Source organism: Streptomyces sp. NBC_01707, assembly GCF_041438805.1.
In the GTDB taxonomy this organism is placed as follows: Bacteria; Actinomycetota; Actinomycetes; order Streptomycetales; family Streptomycetaceae; genus Streptomyces.
Window position 1 is genome coordinate 5,127,361 of sequence record NZ_CP109190.1, and the last position, 19,975, is coordinate 5,147,335.

21 protein-coding genes are annotated in these 19,975 nt (G+C 70.3%); 9 read left to right on the top strand and 12 right to left on the bottom strand.

From position 1 onward, the window contains the following. Nucleotides 1-10 precede the first annotated feature (10 nt). From OG963_RS23020 to pdhA, 3 genes are read right to left on the bottom strand one after another with little or no spacing between them, the layout of a single operon-like run. On the bottom strand, nt 11-1,405 hold the full coding sequence (locus tag OG963_RS23020) for a dihydrolipoamide acetyltransferase family protein (protein WP_319739174.1): 1,395 nt from the start codon (nt 1,403-1,405) through the stop codon (nt 11-13). Further along, a complete protein-coding gene (locus OG963_RS23025; protein ID WP_093773764.1) occupies nt 1,405-2,433 on the bottom strand; it encodes an alpha-ketoacid dehydrogenase subunit beta in 1,029 nt (342 codons plus the stop codon). The genes OG963_RS23020 and OG963_RS23025 overlap by 1 nt, the downstream gene beginning before the upstream one ends. Beyond that, nucleotides 2,430-3,593, bottom strand: a complete 1,164-nt coding sequence (gene pdhA / locus OG963_RS23030) for a pyruvate dehydrogenase (acetyl-transferring) E1 component subunit alpha (RefSeq protein ID WP_093773766.1) — start codon at nt 3,591-3,593, stop codon at nt 2,430-2,432. The genes OG963_RS23025 and pdhA overlap by 4 nt, the downstream gene beginning before the upstream one ends. A gap of 264 nt (nt 3,594-3,857) precedes the next feature. Here pdhA and OG963_RS23035 point away from each other — a divergent pair, with 264 nt between their 5' ends. Then, nucleotides 3,858-4,364 carry an Lrp/AsnC family transcriptional regulator gene (locus OG963_RS23035; RefSeq protein WP_030930334.1) on the top strand — a complete coding sequence of 169 codons (507 nt, stop codon included), beginning with the start codon at nt 3,858-3,860 and terminating at the stop codon, nt 4,362-4,364. Nucleotides 4,365-4,497: 133 nt separating this feature from the next. Here OG963_RS23035 and OG963_RS23040 read toward each other — a convergent pair whose 3' ends face one another. After that, a complete protein-coding gene (locus OG963_RS23040) occupies nt 4,498-5,091 on the bottom strand; it encodes a TetR/AcrR family transcriptional regulator (RefSeq protein ID WP_030930337.1) in 594 nt (197 codons plus the stop codon). 123 nt (nt 5,092-5,214) lie between these two features. Between OG963_RS23040 and paaN the strand changes: the two genes are divergently transcribed. Further along, nucleotides 5,215-6,915, top strand: a complete 1,701-nt coding sequence (gene paaN / locus OG963_RS23045) for a phenylacetic acid degradation protein PaaN (protein ID WP_093931457.1) — start codon at nt 5,215-5,217, stop codon at nt 6,913-6,915. A 93-nt stretch (nt 6,916-7,008) separates the two neighbouring features. Here the strand turns inward: paaN and OG963_RS23050 are convergent, their stop codons facing one another. The 3 genes from OG963_RS23050 to OG963_RS23060 are packed head-to-tail and all read right to left on the bottom strand — an operon-like array spanning nt 7,009 to nt 9,769. Next, on the bottom strand, nt 7,009-7,764 hold the full coding sequence (locus OG963_RS23050) for a TrmH family RNA methyltransferase (RefSeq protein ID WP_371799398.1): 756 nt from the start codon (nt 7,762-7,764) through the stop codon (nt 7,009-7,011). Beyond that, nucleotides 7,761-8,996: an HTTM domain-containing protein gene (locus tag OG963_RS23055; RefSeq protein WP_362270078.1), complete on the bottom strand. Its 1,236-nt coding sequence runs from the start codon at nt 8,994-8,996 to the stop codon at nt 7,761-7,763. Before OG963_RS23055 ends, OG963_RS23050 begins: the two co-directional genes overlap by 4 nt. Further along, nucleotides 8,993-9,769 (bottom strand): DUF5819 family protein, encoded by a 777-nt coding sequence (locus OG963_RS23060; RefSeq protein WP_371799399.1) that lies wholly within the window; start codon nt 9,767-9,769, stop codon nt 8,993-8,995. Before OG963_RS23060 ends, OG963_RS23055 begins: the two co-directional genes overlap by 4 nt. Nucleotides 9,770-9,884: 115 nt before the next feature. Here OG963_RS23060 and paaA point away from each other — a divergent pair, with 115 nt between their 5' ends. The 6 genes from paaA (at nt 9,885) to OG963_RS23090 (ending at nt 14,809) form a co-directional block, all read left to right on the top strand. Further along, nucleotides 9,885-10,934, top strand: a complete 1,050-nt coding sequence (paaA, locus tag OG963_RS23065; protein WP_093931454.1) for a 1,2-phenylacetyl-CoA epoxidase subunit PaaA — start codon at nt 9,885-9,887, stop codon at nt 10,932-10,934. Beyond that, a complete protein-coding gene (paaB, locus tag OG963_RS23070) occupies nt 10,931-11,221 on the top strand; it encodes a 1,2-phenylacetyl-CoA epoxidase subunit PaaB (RefSeq protein ID WP_018513917.1) in 291 nt (96 codons plus the stop codon). Before paaA ends, paaB begins: the two co-directional genes overlap by 4 nt. Further along, nucleotides 11,218-11,919 carry a 1,2-phenylacetyl-CoA epoxidase subunit PaaC gene (gene paaC, locus OG963_RS23075; RefSeq protein ID WP_371799400.1) on the top strand — a complete coding sequence of 234 codons (702 nt, stop codon included), beginning with the start codon at nt 11,218-11,220 and terminating at the stop codon, nt 11,917-11,919. Before paaB ends, paaC begins: the two co-directional genes overlap by 4 nt. Further along, a complete protein-coding gene (paaD, locus tag OG963_RS23080; protein WP_371799401.1) occupies nt 11,913-12,419 on the top strand; it encodes a 1,2-phenylacetyl-CoA epoxidase subunit PaaD in 507 nt (168 codons plus the stop codon). The genes paaC and paaD overlap by 7 nt, the downstream gene beginning before the upstream one ends. Further along, on the top strand, nt 12,420-13,478 hold the full coding sequence (locus OG963_RS23085; protein WP_093773780.1) for a 2Fe-2S iron-sulfur cluster-binding protein: 1,059 nt from the start codon (nt 12,420-12,422) through the stop codon (nt 13,476-13,478). 134 nt (nt 13,479-13,612) lie between these two features. Further along, entirely contained in the window at nt 13,613-14,809 is a 1,197-nt protein-coding gene (locus tag OG963_RS23090) for an acyl-CoA dehydrogenase family protein (RefSeq protein ID WP_319739172.1), read from the top strand. A gap of 57 nt (nt 14,810-14,866) precedes the next feature. On the opposite strand, the gene OG963_RS23095 is transcribed toward OG963_RS23090, so the two are convergent. The 4 genes from OG963_RS23095 to OG963_RS23110 form a co-directional block, all read right to left on the bottom strand. Next, on the bottom strand, nt 14,867-15,211 hold the full coding sequence (locus OG963_RS23095; protein ID WP_030930368.1) for a rhodanese-like domain-containing protein: 345 nt from the start codon (nt 15,209-15,211) through the stop codon (nt 14,867-14,869). Between the two features lie 59 nt (nt 15,212-15,270). Further along, nucleotides 15,271-16,221, bottom strand: a complete 951-nt coding sequence (locus tag OG963_RS23100) for a hypothetical protein (protein ID WP_093773784.1) — start codon at nt 16,219-16,221, stop codon at nt 15,271-15,273. Nucleotides 16,222-16,280: 59 nt separating this feature from the next. Beyond that, nucleotides 16,281-17,732 (bottom strand): DUF2252 domain-containing protein, encoded by a 1,452-nt coding sequence (locus OG963_RS23105; protein WP_371799402.1) that lies wholly within the window; start codon nt 17,730-17,732, stop codon nt 16,281-16,283. A gap of 136 nt (nt 17,733-17,868) precedes the next feature. Then, complete coding sequence (locus OG963_RS23110) at nt 17,869-19,029, bottom strand: hypothetical protein (protein WP_319325356.1); 1,161 nt, start codon at nt 19,027-19,029, stop codon at nt 17,869-17,871. 77 nt (nt 19,030-19,106) lie between these two features. Here OG963_RS23110 and OG963_RS23115 point away from each other — a divergent pair, with 77 nt between their 5' ends. Beyond that, nucleotides 19,107-19,574: a MarR family winged helix-turn-helix transcriptional regulator gene (locus OG963_RS23115; protein ID WP_371799403.1), complete on the top strand. Its 468-nt coding sequence runs from the start codon at nt 19,107-19,109 to the stop codon at nt 19,572-19,574. Nucleotides 19,575-19,613: 39 nt separating this feature from the next. Here OG963_RS23115 and OG963_RS23120 read toward each other — a convergent pair whose 3' ends face one another. After that, complete coding sequence (locus OG963_RS23120) at nt 19,614-19,958, bottom strand: helix-turn-helix domain-containing protein (protein ID WP_030972465.1); 345 nt, start codon at nt 19,956-19,958, stop codon at nt 19,614-19,616. Between the last annotated feature and the right edge of the window lie 17 nt (nt 19,959-19,975).

A 19,975-nucleotide genomic window follows, 5' to 3' on the forward strand; every position in this document is an offset into this window, starting at 1 on the left:
CGTCTTCCTCCTACAACGTGCGCAGCAGCAGCGCCGGTTGTTCCACGCAGTCGGCCACGTATCGCAGGAATCCGCCCGCCGTGCCCCCGTCGCAGACCCGGTGGTCGAAGGTGAGCGAGAGCTGGACGACCTGGCGCACGGCCAGCTCGTCCCGGTGCACCCACGGCTTGGGCACGATCCGGCCGACACCCAGCATCGCGGCCTCGGGGTGGTTGATGATCGGCGTCGACCCGTCGACCCCGAACACCCCGTAGTTGTTCAGCGTGAACGTGCCGCCGGTCAGCTCCGCCGGCGTCAGCGTGCCCGTCCGGGCCGCCTCGGTCAGCCGACCGATCTCGGCGCCGATCGACTCCGCGTTACGGGACTGCGCATCCCGCACTACGGGGACGACCAGCCCTCGCTCCGTCTGGGCCGCGAAGCCGAGATGGACGGCGGGCAGCCGCACGATCTCACGGGCCTCCAGGTCCACCATGGAGTTGAGCTCGGGGAACCGGGCCAGGGCCGCCGTGCAGATGCGGGCCAGCAGGGCGAGCACCGACACCTTGGGCCCTGCGGTCGGACCACCGGCCCCGTTCATCGCTGCTCTGGCAGCCATCAGCTCGGTGGCATCCGCGTCGACCCAGCACGTGGCATCGGGAATTTCACGCCGACTGCGCGCCAGTTTGTCGGCGACCGCGCCCCGTACCCCGCGCAACGGAATCCGCTCCCCGGCAACCGGAGCCGACGTCGGACTCGAGGCGGGGGGCGACACCGGGACCGGCACCGACGGCGCCGCCGCCGTCCCGTTCGCCGCGGCCCTGATCGCGGATTCGACATCGGCCCGCAGAATCAGCCCGTCGAACCCCGACCCCGTCAACTGCCGCAGATCGAGATCGTGCTGCCGCGCCAGCCTCCGTACCAGGGGAGAGACCACCGCCACCGGCCCCGACGCCTCATCGGAAACCGGCGCAGGGACCGGCCCCGGGGCCGGAGCAGGAGCCGTCACAGGCACCGGGGCCGGCTCCGCCACCGGTGCTGCAGCGGCCGAAATCGCCTCGGGCCGCACCCGTCGGCGTCTCGCCGCCGGCGCCCCCGTCCCGTACCCCACCAGCACATTGCCGGAAGACTCGGCCCCGTCGGTGCCCTTGTCGGAGAGATCCTCGGGAAGGTCACCCTCCGCGGACCCCACGGCCACCGTCAACAACGGTGAACCGACCGGAAGTTCCGTACCCTCCTCGCCGAAGCGTGCGGTCACCACGCCCCCGTACGGACACGGCACCTCCACCATCGCCTTGGCCGTCTCGACCTCGACGACCGGCTGGTCGATGGCGACCACGTCGCCGACCTCCACCAGCCAGCGGACGATCTCCGCCTCGGTCAGCCCTTCGCCGAGGTCGGGCAGCTTGAATTCGAGCACCTTCGGCATCAGCTCTCCGCCTCCCACTGCAGCCGCGCGACCGCGTCGAGCACCCGGTCCACGCCCGGCAGATGGTGCCGCTCCAGCATCGGCGGCGGATACGGGATGTCGAACCCGGCGACCCGCAGCACCGGCGCCTCCAGGTGGTGGAAGCAGCGCTCGGTGATGCGAGCTGCGATCTCCCCACCGGGGCCGCCGAACCCGGACGACTCATGAACGACGACCGCCCGACCGGTACGCCGCACGGAAGCGGCGACCGTCTCGTCGTCGAACGGCACCAGTGAACGCAGGTCGACCACTTCGAGGTCCCAGCCCTCCTCGACAGCCGCCTCCGCGGCTTCCAGGCAGACCGGCAGGGACGGCCCGTAGGTGATCAGCGTCGCGCTGCGCCCGGGACGGCGGACCACGGCCCGCCCGATCGGCTCGACCTCCACCGGCGCGTCCGGCGACCATGCCGCCTTCGACCAGTACAGCCGCTTCGGCTCCAGGAAGACCACCGGATCGTCCGAGGCGATCGAGGCCCGCAGCAGCCCGTATGCGTCGTCGACCGTGGCAGGTGTGACGACGTGCAGGCCCGGCGTCGCCATGTAGTAGGCCTCCGAGGAGTCACTGTGGTGCTCGACCCCGCCGATCCCGCCGCCGTACGGCACCCGCACCGTGATCGGCAGCGGCATGGCGCCCCCGGTCCGGTTCCGCATCTTGGCGACATGGCTGATGAGCTGCTCGAACGCCGGATAGGCGAATGCGTCGAACTGCATCTCCACCACGGGCCGCAGCCCGTACATCGCCATGCCGACGGCCGCACCGAGGATGCCCGCCTCGGCCAGCGGCGTGTCCGTACAGCGGTCCTCGCCGAACTCCTTCGCCAGCCCGTCGGTGATCCGGAAGACCCCGCCGAGCGTGCCGACGTCCTCACCGAGGACGTGCACCGTCGGGTCCTCGGCCATCGAGTCACGCAGCGCACGCCCGAGAGCCTGCGCCATGGTGGCCGGCTTGGCCCTGTCCGTCTGCTCGCCGGCCATCGCCGCCGTTGTCATCGGCCGTCCCCCGCACCGCTCGTACCGTCCTGGCCCTGCTCGGCGTCCAGCTCCACCCGCAGCCGGGCCGCCTGCTCCCGCAGCTGCGCGGTCTGTTCCGCATAGACATGGGCGAAGAGGTCCATCGGGTCGAGCACCGGATCGGCGTTCATCCGCTCACGCAGCCCGGCCGCCATCCGTTCCGCAGCAACGCGCGCCTCCTCGATGCCCTCCTCGCCGAGCAGCCCTCGGGCGGTCAGTTCCCGCTCCAGAAGCTGGATCGGGTCGTGCGCCCGCCACGCCTCCACCTCGCTCTCGCCGCGGTAGCGCGTGGCGTCGTCGGCGTTCGTATGCGCGTCCATCCGGTACGTCACGGCCTCGACCAGGGTCGGTCCGCCACCCGCCCGGGCCCGCGCCACCGCTTCGCCGAGCACCTGGTGCACGGCGGCCGCGTCATTGCCGTCGACCAGCCGGCCCGGCATGCCGTACCCCACCGCCTTGTGCGCCAGCGACGGCGCCGCCGTCTGCTTGGCCAGGGGTACGGAGATCGCAAATCCGTTGTTCTGCACCAGGAAGACCACCGGGGCCCGCCAGACGGCCGCGAAGTTCAGTGCCTCGTGGAAGTCGCCCTCGCTGGTCCCGCCGTCGCCGACCATGGCGAGCGCCACCACGTCGTCACCCTTGAGCCGCGCCGCGTGGGCCAGGCCCACGGCGTGCGGCAGCTGGGTGGCGAGCGGAGTGCTGAGCGGGGCGATGCGGTGTTCGCGCGGGTCGTAACCGGTGTGCCAGTCACCGCGCAGCAAGGTCAGCGCCTCGACCGGGTCCAGGCCGCGCGCCACTGCCGCGAGCGTGTCGCGGTAGCTGGGGAAGAGCCAGTCGTGCTCCTCCAGCACCAGCGCCGCGGCTATCTCGCAGGCCTCCTGTCCGGTGCTGGACGGGTAGACGGCGAGCCGGCCCTGCTTGGTGAGGGCGGTGGCCTGGGCGTTGTACCGCCGACCGCGCACCAGCTCGGTGTAGAGCCGCCGCAGCAGCTCGGGGTCTGCGTCGGCCGCGGCGTCCGTACCGAGCACGCGGTACGGCTCGGGGTCCGGGAGCAGCGGCGCGGGGTCGGTGAGCGGCTTCCAGGCCGGGGGCGGCGTGGGCCGGTAGGCGGCCGCGCCGGGCAGCTCTTGGACCGTCATGACAAGCACCTCCTGGCATCGAGGGATATCGAGCAGCGTCTGGCGATATCGAGGGGTCGCCCGATATCGAGGGGTGGCTGAATACGTCGAAATGTCGAGCACTGGCCGAGGCGCGGATGTGGTGCGCCTCACCTACCGATTGTTCGGTCGCGAGCGCATTTTGGCTACAGGCACCGTCAGCCTGTGGACAAACGGTTCTTCACAGCCTGGGATAGGGACAGGTCGTCCAGGGCAGGGAGGCACGGGGACATGGCAGCTGAACAAATGGCCGACGGGGGCGAGGACCCCGGCCAGGTTCCGCCCGCGCGCCCGCTCGACGCCATCGACCGCGACATCCTCCGACTGCTCCAGACGGACGGCCGAGCCTCGATACGGTCGGTGGCCGACCGCGTCCACGTGTCGCGCGCCAACGCCTACGCCCGGATCAACCGGCTCATCGACGACGGGGTGATCCGCGGCTTCAGCGCGCGCGTGAACCATGAGCGGGCGGGACAGGGCGCCTCCGCATACATCACGCTCAAGATCGTCCAGAACTCCTGGCGGACAGTGCGCGAGCAACTCCAGGCCCTGCCGGGCGCGACGCACATCGCGCTGGTCAGCGGCGACTTCGACGTGCTGCTGCTGGTGCACACCCCGGACAACCGGTCGCTGCGCGAGCTGGTCCTGACCAGGATCCAGGCGATCCCGGAGGTGCTCTCCACCCGCACACTGCTGGTGTTCGAGGAAACCGACCTGGCCCCGGGCCCGGACCGCCCCACCGAACTCGGCTAGCGCGGATCACACGCGGCGGGGCCCGTGCCGCCGGCCGGCGGCGAGCATCACTGCGGCGCCCAGGAAGGCAGGCACCCGCGGGAGGTCAGCCGTTGCGCAGGCTGGTGGCCTTCCCCGTCCGGCCGTGGGCGGTTCAGCGGCTGGAGCGCATCCCCTCGAAGGCCAGCTGGACGACCGTGTCCGCCAGCTGCTCCCCCTCGGCGCCGCCGCCCGGCTGCGGCCGGTACCACTCCACCAGGGAGTTGACCATCCCGAAGAGCAGCCTCGTCGCCAGCCGTATGTCCACGTCGGAGCGGAGATCACCGTCCGCGACCGCCGCCTTCAGCAGCTCGGCCACCCGCTGGTCGAATTCGCGCCTTCGCTCCATGGCCCAGCGCTCGGCCGCCGTATTGCCCCGCACACGCAGCAGCAGCGTGACATAGGGCAGTTCGGCTATCAGCACCTCGACGGTACGGCGAGTGACGTATTCGACCCGCTCGATCGCGCGCCCCCGACTCGCCCCCGACTCGTCGAGAATCCCGAAGAGCCCGTCCAGCGCCCGGCTGACCGCACGTCGCAGGAGCTCTTCCTTGCCCGCGACATGGTGGTAGATGGACGACTTGGAGATACCCGCCGCCTTGGACAGGTGCTCCATCGACGTGCCGTCGTAACCGCGCTCGTTGAAGACACGGACGGCGACGGTGAGGAGAGTCTCCGGGGTGTACGTGTCCCGCTTGGCCGTGGTCATGTCCGCGATCCTCCCCTACGAGTTGTCCACGGGTTCCGTGGGCCCCCTTGTCCCGACCGATCGTTCGGTTACTCTAACTCTGTCCGCCCGTCCCTGCCCAGCTCGATGAGGAGTTGGTCCGTCATGGCCGCCGAGCTCTCCCCGCAACTGCTGTCCGAGAAGCACCGCCCCACGCTCGACCAAGCCCTTGACGCGGTCCGTACGCGCGCGTACTGGTCCCCGCACCCCGAGCATCCGAAGGCGTACGGCGACGGCGGCGCCCCGGGCAGCCTGAGCGCTGCCGAGGGCAAGGCCGCGTTCGACGCCGTGCTGCACACCCGGCTCGACCTCGGCCAGCCGGGCACCGACGGCTGGACGGGCGGGGAGGTCTCTCCCTACGGTCCGGAGCTCGGCGTCGAATATCCGCACGCCGACCTGGACGTGCTGCTTCCGGCGATGCGTGCGGGGATGGCCGCCTGGCGTGAGGCGGGGCCCGAGACCAGGGCCCTGGTCTGTCTGGAGATTTTGTCGCGGATCAGCGCCCGCACGCATGAGTTCGGCCACGCCGTGATGCACACGAGCGGGCAGGCCTTCATGATGGCGTTCCAGGCGGGCGGCCCGCACGCCCAGGACCGCGGCCTGGAAGCGGTGACGTACGCGTACGAGGAGCAGATCCGCACCCCGCGGACCGCGGACTGGTCCAAGCCCCAGGGCAAGCGCGACCCGCTCCAGCTGCACAAGTCGTTCATCTCGGCGGGCCGCGGCATCGCGCTGCTGATCGGCTGCAACACCTTCCCCACGTGGAACGGCTACCCGGGCCTCTTCGCCTCCCTCGCCACCGGTAACCCCGTCCTGGTGAAGCCGCATCCGCGCGCCGTTCTTCCCCTGGCGCTCACGGTGCAGGTGGCCCGCGACGTGCTGAGTGAGTCGGGCTTCGACCCCAACCTGGTCTGTCTGGCCGCAGAGCGGCCGGGCGAGGGCATCGCCAAGACCCTGGCGGTCCGGCCCGAGATCAGGATCATCGACTACACCGGGTCCACCGCCTTCGGCGACTGGCTGGAGGCCAACGCCCGCCAGGCCCAGGTCTACACGGAGAAGGCCGGGGTCAACACGATCGTCGTCGACTCCACGGACGACTACCGGGGCATGCTGGCCAATCTGGCCTTCTCACTCTCCCTGTACAGCGGCCAGATGTGCACCACCCCGCAGAACCTGCTGATCCCCCGCGACGGCATCACGACGGACGCCGGCGACAAGACGTACGACGAGGTGGTCGGCGACATCGCCGCCTCGGTCACCGGCCTGCTCGGAGACGACGCGCGGGCCAACGCACTGCTCGGTGCGCTCGTCAACCCGGAGGTGAAGGCCCGGCTGGAGGCGGCGGCCGGACTGGGCGAGATCGCCCTGGCGTCGCGCGAGGTCGCCAACCCGGAGTTCCCGGACGCGGTGGTCCGCACCCCGCTCGTCGTCAAGCTCGACGGCACCAAGCCGGACGACGAGGCGGCCTATCTCTCGGAGTGCTTCGGACCGGTCGCTTTCGCGGTCGCGGTCGACTCGACGGCGGACGCGGTGGAGCTGCTGCGCCGCACGATCCGTGACAAGGGCGCGATGACGGTCGGCGCGTACACGACCTCGCCGGAGGTGGAGCGCGCGGTGGAGGACGTCTGTCTCGAAGAGTCGGCTCAGCTCTCGCTGAACCTGACGGGCGGGGTGTACGTCAACCAGACGGCGGCCTTCTCCGACTTCCACGGCTCGGGCGGCAACCCTGCGGCGAACTCCGCCCTGTGCGACGGAGCGTTCGTATCGAACCGGTTCCGCATGGTGGAAGTCCGCCGCCAGGCCTAGCAAGGGGCCGCATGCAGTCCTTCCGGTGCCGGGGGCACAGGAGCAGGAGCCAGGGGGCAGGCAGAACCCCCTGGCTCCGGTGTCCCCGACCCCTCAGACCCCGGTCTCCGGAATATCGGCGTACCGCTGCACCCACGCATGCATGGCGATGGCCGCCGCAGCACCCGCGTTGATCGACCGCGTCGAGCCGAACTGCGCGATCGAGCAGACCATCGCGGCGTGCTTGCGGGCCTCTTCCGTGAGCCCCGGGCCTTCCTGCCCGAAGAGCAGCACACATCGGCGCGGCAGCACGGTCCGCTCCAGCGGCACCGCCCCCGGCAGATTGTCGATCCCGATGATCGGCAGCCCCTCGGCCGCCGCCCAGGCGGTCAGATCCGCCGTGTCGGGATGGTGCCGCACGTGCTGATACCGGTCGGTGACCATCGCGCCGCGCCGGTTCCAGCGCCGCCGGCCGACGATGTGGATCTCCTTGGCGAGGAAAGCGTTCGCGGTGCGCACCACCGACCCGATGTTGAAGTCGTGGCCCCAGTTCTCCACCGCCACATGGAAGTCGTGCCGACGCAGATCCAGATCGGCGACGATCGCCTCCCGCGTCCAGTAGCGGTACTCGTCGCCGACGTTGCGCCGGTCGCCGTGGGCGAGCAGCTCCGGGTCGTACCGCTCGCCCACGGGCCAGGGCAGCGCATGCGGCCCGACACCGATCTCCGACCCGAACCCGTCGTCGTACTGCAACGGCTCCACGGGCGGCCCACCCGAGGCAAGGGCTGCGTCCGACGGATCCTCGCTGCTGACACTGCTGGGACTGCTGCTACTGCTGGTACGGCCGGTGCTGCCGGTATCGCTGCTCACCCGACGAGCGTATGGCCACCGCCTCCGCTGTGCTGCGGGGCCTCCTCCTCGCCGCCGCGCCGCTGCCCGGGCACCCGGCCCGCGCGCGAGGACAGCAGCTGCCGCCCGAGCGTCACCCGACCGCCGAGCCAGACCAGGAAGACCGTCGGCAGGAAGACGGAGTCTGCGGCGATCATCGCCATCGAGAAGAAGGGCAGACCCAGCAGCAGGGCGATGCCGGCGTGCTCACACATCATGGCGACGAGCAGGACGTTCTTGACGCGCCGGTTGAAGAGGGTGAAGGGGAACGCGACCTGCACGATGACCGTGCCGTACGTAAGGATCATGACCATCACACCGCTGGACGCGAGGAGGCCGGACAGTTCGGGCCAGGGCGTGAAGTAGTCGAGCTTGAGCGGGTAGTACAGCGCCGTGCCGTCCTGCCAGCGCGACCCCTGGATCTTGTACCAGCCCGCTGTCGCGTAGATCAGACAGACCTCGACCATGATCACGACGAGCGTGGCGTTGTGGACGAGGTTGGCGATCACATCGAGCAGAATGCGCGGCTCGCTCCGCGGTGCGTAGCGGTTCACGGCCCACCAGGCCCCGTGGCCGATCCACAGCACCCAGAACAGGGTCGGCAGCCACCAGGTGCCGCCGAAGCCGTCAGCCACCGAGCCCGCCACGAGAACCAGGCCGAGCCCCACCCAGAGGACCGCCCCGGCCACGTTCCGCACCGGCCGACCGGCGCCCGCCGCTGCAGAGGCCGCTGCCCGCGCCGCTCGACGCGCGTCCAGCGACCAGACCTGCCCGCAGCGCGTCAGCACCAGATAGATCGCCATCAGATGGATGACGTTGTCGCCACCGTCGCCCAAGAAAATGCTGCGGTTCTGCAGCGAGAGCACACCGACCATGAAAAGGACGGACATCGCACGGGTGTGCCAGCCGACCATCAGCAGCGCGGCGGACAGCAGGGCGACCGCATAGACGAGCTCGAACCAGACAGTGCCGTCCGACCACATGAGCGCGGAGAAGGCTTCGTTGCCCGATATGAGCTGCTTCGCCATACCCCAGCTCCACGGGGAGTCGGGGCCGTACATCTCGTGACGGTGCGGCAGCTCGCGCAGCAGGAACAGCAGATAGGTGACAGAGAAACCGATCCGGATGACAGCGCTCTGGTACGGGCCGAGCGCCGAGGACGTGATGTGCTGAACACCGCGGGCGAGCCCGCGGTCGGGGGAAGGCGTGCTCACTTGTCCGCCTCCTTGGCGCTCTCGGGAAGGTCGGCGGGGGTGACGGTCCACCACGGCAGCACCCGATAGTTCGGCCTCGTGCTGATCTTCTCCGTACTCCACGGCGGCGCCGCGACGGAGCGCACTTCGGAGCGGACCTGGATGCGCTCGACGGTGCCGCCGTAGTCGTGCTCGCCCAGGCGGAGCATCACGATGCGGCGGATGTAGCGCTCGGCGAGTTCGCCGCGCAGGCCGTTCGGACGGTTCTCGGTGTCGTGGGAGTTGAGGTAGAAGTCCCAGCCGCGGCGGAGCTCGTTCTGATCGACGTGGCTCGGGAGAAGATTGCCGCGTATCCCCTTGCCGTCCTCGCCGGAGAGACTCATCCAGGCAGTCGTACGGCGGCCGTCGGAGCCGGCTATCTCGGCCCGGACGTGCACGCCGACGTTCTGCTGCAGCGGATTCGGCGCGAAGAGCTTCCAGTTCTGTTCGAACTCGGGATAGACCCAGTCGTCGACCACTTTGCCGTGCTGCTTGGTCAGGGTGTTGGAGGGGGCGACATGCAGAAACACCATGGCCAGGTGAGTGCAGGCGATCAGCCCGATGATCGACAGCGCGACTACGGCACCGATCTGGTACGGAAGAGACAGACCGGATATACCGGAACGGAGCGGCGCGGGTGCTGCGGCCGAACCAGAGTCCCGGCCGGCGCCGAACGGCGCGTCCTCGCGCTGCGCCACCTCCGGCCCGGCGCTTCCGTTCCCGCCTCCGACGCCCCTGTCGTCGTACGAATCCATCCCGCCCCGATCCCCGTCGATCCCCGGTCAGTTATCCACAGGGTTGACACCCTACGGGCCGCCGACTCACCATTGAAGTCATTGAACCGAACGATCGGTCGGTAGGGAGCCCGGGATGGCGGCAGTGACTGCGGACCAGACGACGCAGGCGAAGGCGCAAGGGACAGTGCAGGCGACAGCAGGCGGCCCCGAGGGGGCTGACGGTGCCCAGCTGGCCGCGTTCGACGCCGCGGTGGCAGCAGACGAGCGCATCGAGCCGCGCGACTGGATGCCGGACGCCTACCGGGCCTCGCTGATCAGGCAAATGGCCCAGCATGCCCACTCCGAAATCATCGGCATGCAGCCCGAAGCCAACTGGATCAGCCGCGCGCCCTCGCTGCGCCGCAAGGCGATCCTGATGGCCAAGGTGCAGGACGAGGCAGGACACGGGCTGTATCTCTACAGCGCGGCGGAGACCCTCGGGACGAGCCGCGAAGAGCTGCTCGACAAACTCCACGCAGGCCGCCAGAGGTATTCGTCGATCTTCAATTACCCCACGCTGACCTGGGCGGATGTCGGCGCGATCGGCTGGCTGGTGGACGGCGCCGCGATCACCAACCAGGTGCCGCTGTGCCGCTGCTCGTACGGTCCGTACGCCCGGGCCATGGTTCGCATCTGCAAGGAGGAGTCCTTCCACCAGCGCCAGGGGTACGAGCTGCTGCTCGCCCTCGGTCGCGGCACCCCGGCGCAGCGTGACATGGCCCAGGACGCGGTGAACCGCTGGTGGTGGCCGTCGCTGATGATGTTCGGCCCGCCGGACGACGCGTCGGCGCACTCGGAGCAGTCGATGATCTGGAAGATCAAACGGCACTCGAACGACGAGCTGCGGCAGCGGTTCGTCGACATCTGTGTCCCGCAGGCCGAGGCGCTGGGGCTCACCCTCCCGGACCCGGACCTCCGGTGGAACGAGGAGCGTGGACACCACGACTTCGGGTCGATCGACTGGACGGAGTTCCAGGAGGTCCTGAAGGGCAACGGCCCGTGCAACGAACAGCGCCTCACCCAGCGGCGCCGGGCACACGAAGAAGGCGCCTGGGTAAGGGACGCGGCGGCTGCGTACGCCGTGAAGCACCACGCAGAAAAGCACACCACCACACCGACACCGACCGCGGAGGCGACGGCATGAGCAGCTCGACGGACTGGCCGCTGTGGGAGGTGTTCGTGCGGTCGCGGCGCGGCCTCTCCCACACCCACGCGGGCAGCCTGCACGCCCCGGACGCCGAGATGGCCCTGCGCAACGCCCGCGATCTGTACACGCGCCGTTCCGAGGGCGTCTCCATCTGGGTGGTGCCGTCCACGGAGATCACGGCCTCCTCGCCGGACGAGAAGGACTCGTTCTTCGAACCGGCCGGCGACAAGCCCTACCGGCACCCGACGTTCTACGAGATCCCGGACGGGGTGAAGCACCTGTGACCGCGGCCCTCGCCCTCGGCGACGACGCGCTGGTGCTGTCGCACCGGCTGGCGGAGTGGGCGGGCCATGCGCCCGTGCTGGAGGAGGAGGTGGCCCTCGCCAACATCGCCCTGGACCTGCTCGGGCAGGCCCGGGTGCTGCTCTCGCTCGCCGGGGACGAGGACGAGCTGGCCTTCCTGCGCGAGGAGCGGGCGTTCCGCAACGTCCAGCTGGTCGAGCAGCCCAACGTCGACTTCGCCCACACCATCGCCCGTCAGCTCTACTTCTCCGTCTATCAGCGGGGGCTGTACGAGCAGTTGGCAGCCGGTGAGGGGGAGTTCGCCGGGCTGGCGGCGAAGGCCGTCAAGGAGGTCGCCTACCACCAGGACCACGCCGAGCACTGGACGCTGCGTCTCGGCGACGGTACGGCCGAGAGCCACCAGCGGATGCAGCGCGGGGTGGACGCCCTGTGGCGGTTCACCGGTGAGCTGTTCCAGCCGGTCGAGGGCGTGGAGATCGACTGGCAGTCGCTGCAGAACAGCTGGCTGGCGACCGTCACCGGCGTGCTGGAGCGGGCAACGCTGACCGTGCCGGCCGGCCCCCGGTCCGGGGCCTGGACAGCCGGAGCGGGACGGCAGGGCATCCACACGGAACCGTTCGGCCGGATGCTCGCCGAGATGCAGCATCTGCACCGCAGCCACCCGGGAGCGTCATGGTGACCGGGACACTGCTGGAGGAGGAGGTGCGCAGGCTCGCCGGGTCCGTGCCCGACCCCGAGCTGCCCGTCCTGACCCTGGAGGAGCTGGGAGTGCTCCGCGGGGTGGAGGTGCTCGCCCCGGGCAAGGTCACGGTCCTCCTCACCCCGACGTACACCGGCTGCCCGGCGATCGAGACCATGTCCACCGATATCGAGCAGGTGCTGCACGAGCACGGGATACCGGAGGTCTCCGTGGTCACCGTCCTCGCACCGGCCTGGTCGACGGACGACATCAGTGCGGCAGGGCGGCGCAAGCTCGCCGAGTTCGGCATAGCACCACCGCGCCCGCACGACGCGGTCGGCTCGTCCGGCGGTCCGGTGCCGCTCGCCCTGTCCGTGCGCTGCCCGCACTGCGGCTCCACGGACACGGAGCTGCTGAGCCGGTTCTCCTCCACCGCCTGCAAGGCGCTGCGCCGCTGCGTGAGCTGCCGCGAACCGTTCGACCACTTCAAGGAGTTGTAGATGTTCCATCCGCTCCGGGTCCGCGCGATCGAGCGGCTGACCGATGACTCGGTGGCCGTCACGTTGACGGTGCCGCCCGAGTTGCGTGAGACCTTCCGCCACAAGCCCGGCCAGCATCTCAACGTGCGCTACACGGTCGACGGCGAGGAGATCCGGCGTTCGTACTCGATCTGCGCCCCGGCCACCGAGGCGCCGGCCGATCCGGCTCTGCGGGTGGGCATCCGGCTGGTCGAGGGCGGTGCGTTCTCCACGTACGCCCTCAAGGAGCTCGCCGTCGGCGACCAGGTCGATGCGATGCCTCCGATGGGACGTTTCGTGCTCACGCCGCGCGCCGGGCATTACGCGGCGATCGTCGGCGGCAGCGGCATCACCCCGGTGTTGTCGATCGCGTCGACACTGCTGGCGCGGGAGCCTGCGGCCCGGTTCTGTCTGATCCGGAGCGACCGGACCGCGGCCTCGACGATGTTCCTGGACGAGGTCGCCGACCTCAAGGACCGCTACCCGGACCGGTTCCAGTTGGTGACGGTGCTCTCCCGTGAGGAGCAGCAGGCCGGTCTGCCGTCCGGCCGGCTCGACCGGGAGCGACTGACCGGGCTGCTGCCTGCGCTGCTCTCGGTGGGAGAGGTCGACGGCTGGTATCTGTGCGGGCCGTTCGGTCTGGTTCTGGCGGCGGAAGGCGCACTGCACGGCCTCGGTGTCGACCGGACCCGTATCCACCAGGAGATCTTCCACGTCGACGACGGGCCTGCCGCAACCACCCGCACCCGCGTCGAGGCCCCGGCACACAGCACGCTGACCGCGAGGCTGGACGGCCGCTCAGGCAGCTGGCCGGTCCAGGACGGCGAATCACTGCTGGAGACGGTGCTGCGCAGCCGTGCCGACGCCCCGTACGCCTGCAAGGGCGGGGTGTGCGGGACGTGCAGAGCCTTCCTGGTCTCCGGCGAGGTCCGGATGGACCGCAACTTCGCGCTGGAACCGGAAGAGACGGGGGCGGGTTATGTGCTGGCCTGCCAGTCACATCCGGTCACACCGGAGGTGGAGCTCGACTTCGACCGCTGACACGGGGGCCCCGGCCCACTGCCCTCTCCGTCTGCCCTCCTCCGCCCTTCTGTTCCCTTCTTGTAGAACCTGTTCTATCTTGACGACCCGTCAGGTCCGAGTACGAGCGCAGCGGTTCGCAGGAGGCCAGGGCAGTGGACTTCACCTTCACCGAGGAGCAGCAGGCGGCCGTCGAGGCAGCGAGGGCGGTCTTCTCGGGCGTCGAGCCCGACGGAGTGCCCAGCCCCGCTCTCACCCCGGGCGCGGTCGCCGAGGACATCGACCGCCCCCTCTGGGCCCAGCTGGCCACGGGCGACCTGCTGGGCCTGGCGCTGGCGCCGGAGCACGGCGGGGCCGGGCTCGATCCGGTCGCGCTCTGCCTGGTCCTGCGGGAGTCGGCCAAGGTACTCGCCCGGGTACCGCTGCTGGAGACCTGCGCGGTCGCGATGTCGCTCCAGCGCGACGGCGATCCCGGTCTGGCCGCCGAACTGCTGCCCCGCGTCGGCCGGGGCGAACTTGTTCTCACCGTCGGGGCCAACGGCCGCACCGGCCACGATGCGGCCGAACTCGCCGTCACCGCCCTCCGTGACAGCAACGGGAAGAACGACCGGTCCGGCAGTGCCGACAGCAGCGACGCCGGCCACGACAGCGACGGTTCGGCCTGGGTACTCGACGGAGTGCAGTCAGGCGTGCCGTGGGCCCACTCCGCGCACTGGATCGCCGTGCCCGCCCACACAGCCGACGGCCGCGCCGTCCTGGCCCTGGTACGCCGCACCGCCGAAGGCGTCACGCTGTCCGAACAGGTCTCCACCAGCGGCGAGTTGCTGGCCGAGGTGCGGCTCGACGGAGTGCGGATCGAGGACCGGGCACTGATCGGCACCCCGGGGGCCTGGGAGTGGCTACGCGCCCTGCTCACCACCGGAACCTGCGCGCTCGCACTGGGACTTGGCGAGACGGTGCTGTCCATGACGAGCGAATACACAGGAAAGCGCGAGCAGTTCGGGTTCCCCATCGCGACATTCCAGTCCGTCGCTGTCCAGGCGGCCGACCGGTACATCGATCTGCGGGCCATGGAAGTCACACTCTGGCAGGCGGCCTGGCGGATCTCCACGGGTACAGCCGGCGCGCTGCCCGTCGTGGGCGATATCGCCGTGGCGAAAATCTGGGCCGCGGACGGCGTCCGCCGGATCGTGCAGACGGCACAACACCTGCATGGCGGCTTCGGTGCGGACACCGACTACCCGCTGCACCGCTTCCACGCCTGGGCAAAGCAGGTCGAGCTCTCCCTCGGCCCGGCGGCGGCGCACGAGGAAGCACTGGGCGACCTGCTGGCCGCTCATCCCCTCGGCTGAGAACCACGGGCCCGACCTCGTACCGACCGAGGCGGACCCGACGGGACCCCGGCCAGGTCAGAGAACGAAGGCCGGGGTGCCGTTGTCGGTGACCATCGGACGTCCGGCACCGTCCCAGGCGAGCATCCCGCCATCGATGTTCACGGCGTCGATGCCCTGCTGCACCAGGTACTGGGTGACCTGGGCGGACCGGCCACCGACCCGGCACATCACATGAACGCGCCGACCGTCCTCGGCCGCCTCGGTCAGCTCACCGAAACGGCCGACGAAGTCACTCATCGGAATGTGCAGGGCACCTTCGACATGCCCGGCGGCCCATTCGTCGTTCTCCCGGACGTCCAGCACCAGGCCGTCCGACGGCACCGCCGCGACATCCACCGAGGGCAGCGGAGCGAAATTCATGGGTCATGCCTTCTCTCGTGCGTACGCTCCGGAGTCACGCTCCCGAGTCACAAGAAACGCTACTGCACCAGCCCCGCAAGCTCCGACTCGCGCTGCGACACCTCGCCCAGCAGCTGCTCGGCGATCTCGTCGAGCAACCGGTCCGGATCGTCGGGCGCCATCCGGAGCATGGCCCCGATCGCGCTCTCCTCCAGCTCCTGGGCAAGGACCGTCAGCAGCTCCTTGCGCTGGGTCAGCCAGTCCAGCCTGGCGTAGAGCTCCTCACTCTCGCTGAGCTCCGCCCGCTGTGTGGCCGGTCCGGCAGCCCACTCCTGCGCCAGCTCCTTCAGCAGCGCTTCGTCCCCGCGCCCGTAAGCGGCATTGACGCGCGTGATGAATTCGTCCCGGCGTGCCCGCTCCGTCTCGTCCTGGGCCAGATCCGGGTGGGCCTTGCGCGCCAGCTCGCGGTAGAGCTTGCGCGCCTCCTCGGTCGGCCGGACCCGCTTGGGCGGCCGGACCGGCTGCTCGGTCAGCATGGCCGCCGCCTCGGGGGACAGCCCATCGGAGTCGATCCAGTCGTGGAACAGCTCCTCGACACCCGGCATCGGCATCACGAGCGCCCGCGCTTCCTGCGCCTTCCGCAGGTCCTCGGGGTCACCGGTCCTGGCGGCCCGGGCCTCCGCGATCTGCGCATCGAGCTCGTCGAGGCGGGCGTACATCGGGCCGAGCTTCTGGTGGTGCAGCCGGGAGAAGTTCTCGACCTCGACCCGGAAGGTCTCCACGGCGATCTCGAACTCGATCAGCGCCTGCTCCGCCACCCGCACAGCCTTCGCCAGCCGCGCCTCGGGGCGCGCCCCGTCGGCAGCACTGCCGGCATCCGCACCGGCGCCCGGACCCTCGTCGGCCCTGCGCCCAGGCTGCGCGCCCGCCGCATGCTGCTCGTACGGCACCTGCTGCTCGTGCTGCCGGTCGTTGTCCTGCCGGTCATCGTCGTTCCGGGTGGTCGGCACCCCGGCGGCTTCGTGGGTCACCCGTCCAGCGTATGGCCCCACCCCGCGCCGCGAGGACGCGCGGTCGGCGGAACCGCGCCTCACACCCCGAGCTCGGCCGCTATTCGGCCCGAACCGACGGCCCGCACCAACTCCGCATGGTCGGCTTCCGTACGGTCCGCGTACGTCACCGCGAAGTCCGCCATCGCCTCGTCCAACTCGTCGTTCTTCCCGCAGTACCCCGCGATCAGCCGCGGGTCGGCGCTGTGCGCATGGGCCCGCGCCAGCAGCGCACCCGTCATCCGCCCGTAGTCGTCGACCTGGTCGGCCGTCAGGGCCACCGGGTCCACACTGCCCTTGCGGTTCCGGAACTGCCGCACCTGGAACTGCCGGCCGTCCACGGTCGCCCACCCCAGCAGAATGTCGCTGACGACCTGCATCCGCTTCTGCCCGAGGACCACCCGCCGTCCCTCGTGCGCCGCCTCCGGCACGTCGAACCCGACGGCCGGCAGATAGGGCGCCAGCGCGGACGGCCGCGCCTCCTTCACCTGCAGCACCAGCGGCTCGCCCCGGTGGTCGAGCAACAGCACGACGTACGACCGGGTGCCGACGCTCCCCGTGCCGACCACCCGGAACGCCACATCGTGGATCGCGTACCGGGCGAGCAGCGGCACCCGGTCCTGCGAGATCGTGCTCACATAGTCGCCGAGCCCCGCCGCCACCGCGGCGGCCTCCGCATCCGGCACCCGCCGCAGCACCGGCGGTGCGTCGACGAAGCGGCGTCCGCCGCCCTCGGACTCCTCCGTGGACTTCGCGGCGAAGCGAGCGCTGGTGTTGTTGCGGGCCTTCTGCGAGACCCGCTCCAGTGTGCCGAGCAGATCCCGCGCGTCCGTGTGCGAGACGAGCTCCTCATCGGCGATGGCATTCCAGGCATCGAGGGCGGGAAGCCTGGCCAGCAGCCGCATCGTCCGCCGGTACGCGCCCACCGTGTCGTACGCGCCCTGGCGGCAGGTGTCCTCGTCCGCCCCGGCCTCGCGCCCCGCGAGCACCAGTGACGTGGCGAGCCGCTTCAGGTCCCACTCCCACGGGCCGAACACGGTCTCGTCGAAGTCGTTCAGATCGATGACCAGGCTGCCCCGCGCATCGCCGTACAGCCCGAAGTTGGCCGCATGCGCATCGCCGCAGAGCTGAGCACCCACCCCCGTCACGGGTGTGCCCATCAGGTCATGGGCCATCAGCCCGGCCGAACCCCGCAAGAACGCGAACGGCGTGGCAGCCATCCGCCCCACCCGGATCGGCGCGAGGCCGGGGACGCGGCCCCGGTTCGACTCCTCGACCGCCTGGACCGCGTCGGGCCGACCGGAAGGAAGGACAAGGGAGTCGTGCGAGGCCCTGGGCACCCGGTCACGCAACGCCTTGCCCGCCGCTCGGGGCGACTGCGGCGCACTCTGCTCCACCACGGCCGCGCGCCGCGCGAACCCGGGCACGACCGGAATGCGCGGACCATCCGTCACAGCCCGCTGCACCGGCACCGTCGCCTCGAACTGATCCATGGCACGCAGCCTCCCCCGCCCTCGACCGGCGTCCTTGTCCAACATCAACTGGCGACGACGGTACCGCCGTCCGCCGACGGGCGTCTGCCCCTGTGGAAAACCGAAGCAGACGCCTGTGGACAACGCCCTGTGCTGGTCAGACGCCGACGGTTTCCTCGAGCTCTTCCTCCAGCTCCTCGCCCGCCTCGGCCTCGGACCGACGCCCGGCCACGGACAGGCTCCCCGGCCCGGAACCGCTCCCTGCCACCGACCGGCTCTCCGCCCCGGCCCGGTGCCGGGACCCGGCCGCGCCCTGAGCATCCGCGGCAACGCTCCGCCGCTTCGCCTCGGCCAGCCCGGCCACGCCCATCACGGCCAGCCCCGCCACGAGCCACAGAGTGAGCACCAGCACATGTCCGCCGAGCGCGTACCCGCCGAAGTACACATGGCTGCGTACACCCTCGACGAAGCCCGCACCGTTCCAGAAGGCGTGCAGCGAACCGAAGAAGCCGGGCTGCAGTTCGGGCCGGAAGATGCCGCCGGAACTGGTGAAGTTGAGCATCACGAACAGCACCATCACGCCGAGCGTCGTCCACCGCTTCAAGAACGTGTGCAGCCCGACCCCGACCGTCAGGATGCCCGCCGAGTAGAGCCACGCCATCGCCCAGACGCCGCCGAGTCCGTGATCCACCAGGCCGAACAGCGGCCCCGCGAAAGCGGCACCGATCGCGCTCACCATCAGCGAGGCGCCGACGACCAGCGCCGCCCTGATCCGCAGCGCAAGCGCCGCGCCCGCGCCACCGATCACCGCGACGGATGCGTACGACCCGATGCTCACCGCGACGAGGAGGAAGAAGATTCCCTGGCCGGTGGGATCGCCGTCCGCGGTCGGCGCCGTGTCCGTCACCTCGAGTGGGTCGCCCTGCGCGGCCGCCACCTTCGTGAAGACCTTCTCGACCACCGTGGCGCTGGTGTCCGAGGAGGCGGTGGCCACCAGCAGTCCGGGGTGCTTCCCCGGCAGGTAGGCGCCGTAACTCTCCTGTGTCTTGAGGTCGTTCACAGCAGTGGCCCGATCGGCGACGGTACGCACGCTCAGTGCCCCGTCGCCCTTGTCCTGCAGTGTCTGTGCGAGCACCTGGGCCGTCGGCCCCGACCCCACCACGTCCACCCGTAGGTCGTGCGGTTCCGGAGCGTGGAACGCCCCCAGGTAGGCGAGCCCCATACCGATACACATCAGCAGTGGAGTGACGAGATGGCTCAGCACGTGGCGCAGGGCGCCTGCGGTGGAGCCGGCGGCGGCACTCTGGCCTGTGGACATCGGAACTCCAATGGTTGGCTTTTACAACTCCTCAATCCGTTGTACTATACAACTGCAATTTCAGAAAGGTGAGCTCCGTGACAGGCACCCCCCGGGAACGCGAAGAGTCACTGGATGTCATCCAGCGGGAACTGACCGCGTTCGCACGCCGAGCGCGCGCCGCCGCAGCCCGTCTCCATCCCGAGCTGCCCCTGGTCTCGTACACACTGCTGGCACACATCGACGACCAGCACGGCTGCCGTGCCACCGACCTGGCGGCGCACTACATGCTGGACAAGTCGACGGTCAGCCGACAGATCGGCACCCTGGAGAAGCTCGGCCTGGTGGAGCGCCGCCAGGACCCGGCGGACCACCGCATCCAGGTGCTGCATCCCACCGAAGCCGGGACCCGGGCCCTTGCCTCGACGCAGGCCAGCCGTCGCGCGGCCTATCAGGAACGCCTCGCGGAGTGGACGGCGGACGACCTGGCCCGGTTCGCGGAGTATCTGCTGCGCTACAACTCGTCGGGCGGGACGGCCACCCGGGACGCACCCCGGCAGTCATAGCCCTGCCCGCAGAGGCTCCAACCGCAGGAGCCTGAGCCGCTAGCAGCCGCCGTCGTCCGCGAGGTACGTCTTCGACCAGAGCGCCAGCTCCTTGAGCGCGGGCTCCATCGCGGCGCCCGCCTGCGTGAGGCGGTACGAGACCCGCAGCGGCGGCCCCTCGTCGACCTCGCGGACCACCAGCCCGGCAGCACCGAGCTCGGACAGCCGGTCCGAGAGCATGCGCTCACTGATGCCCGGAATCGCCCGTCGCAGATCGGCGAAGTGCACCGGATGCTGCATGAGCACGGACACGATCGGGCCCGTCCAGCGCTTCCCGAACAGCTCGAAAACGCGCGTGATGCCCACGTCGACCCGCCGACACGCCTGTTCGCTGTGCTCCGCCATACACCCAGACTACTGCG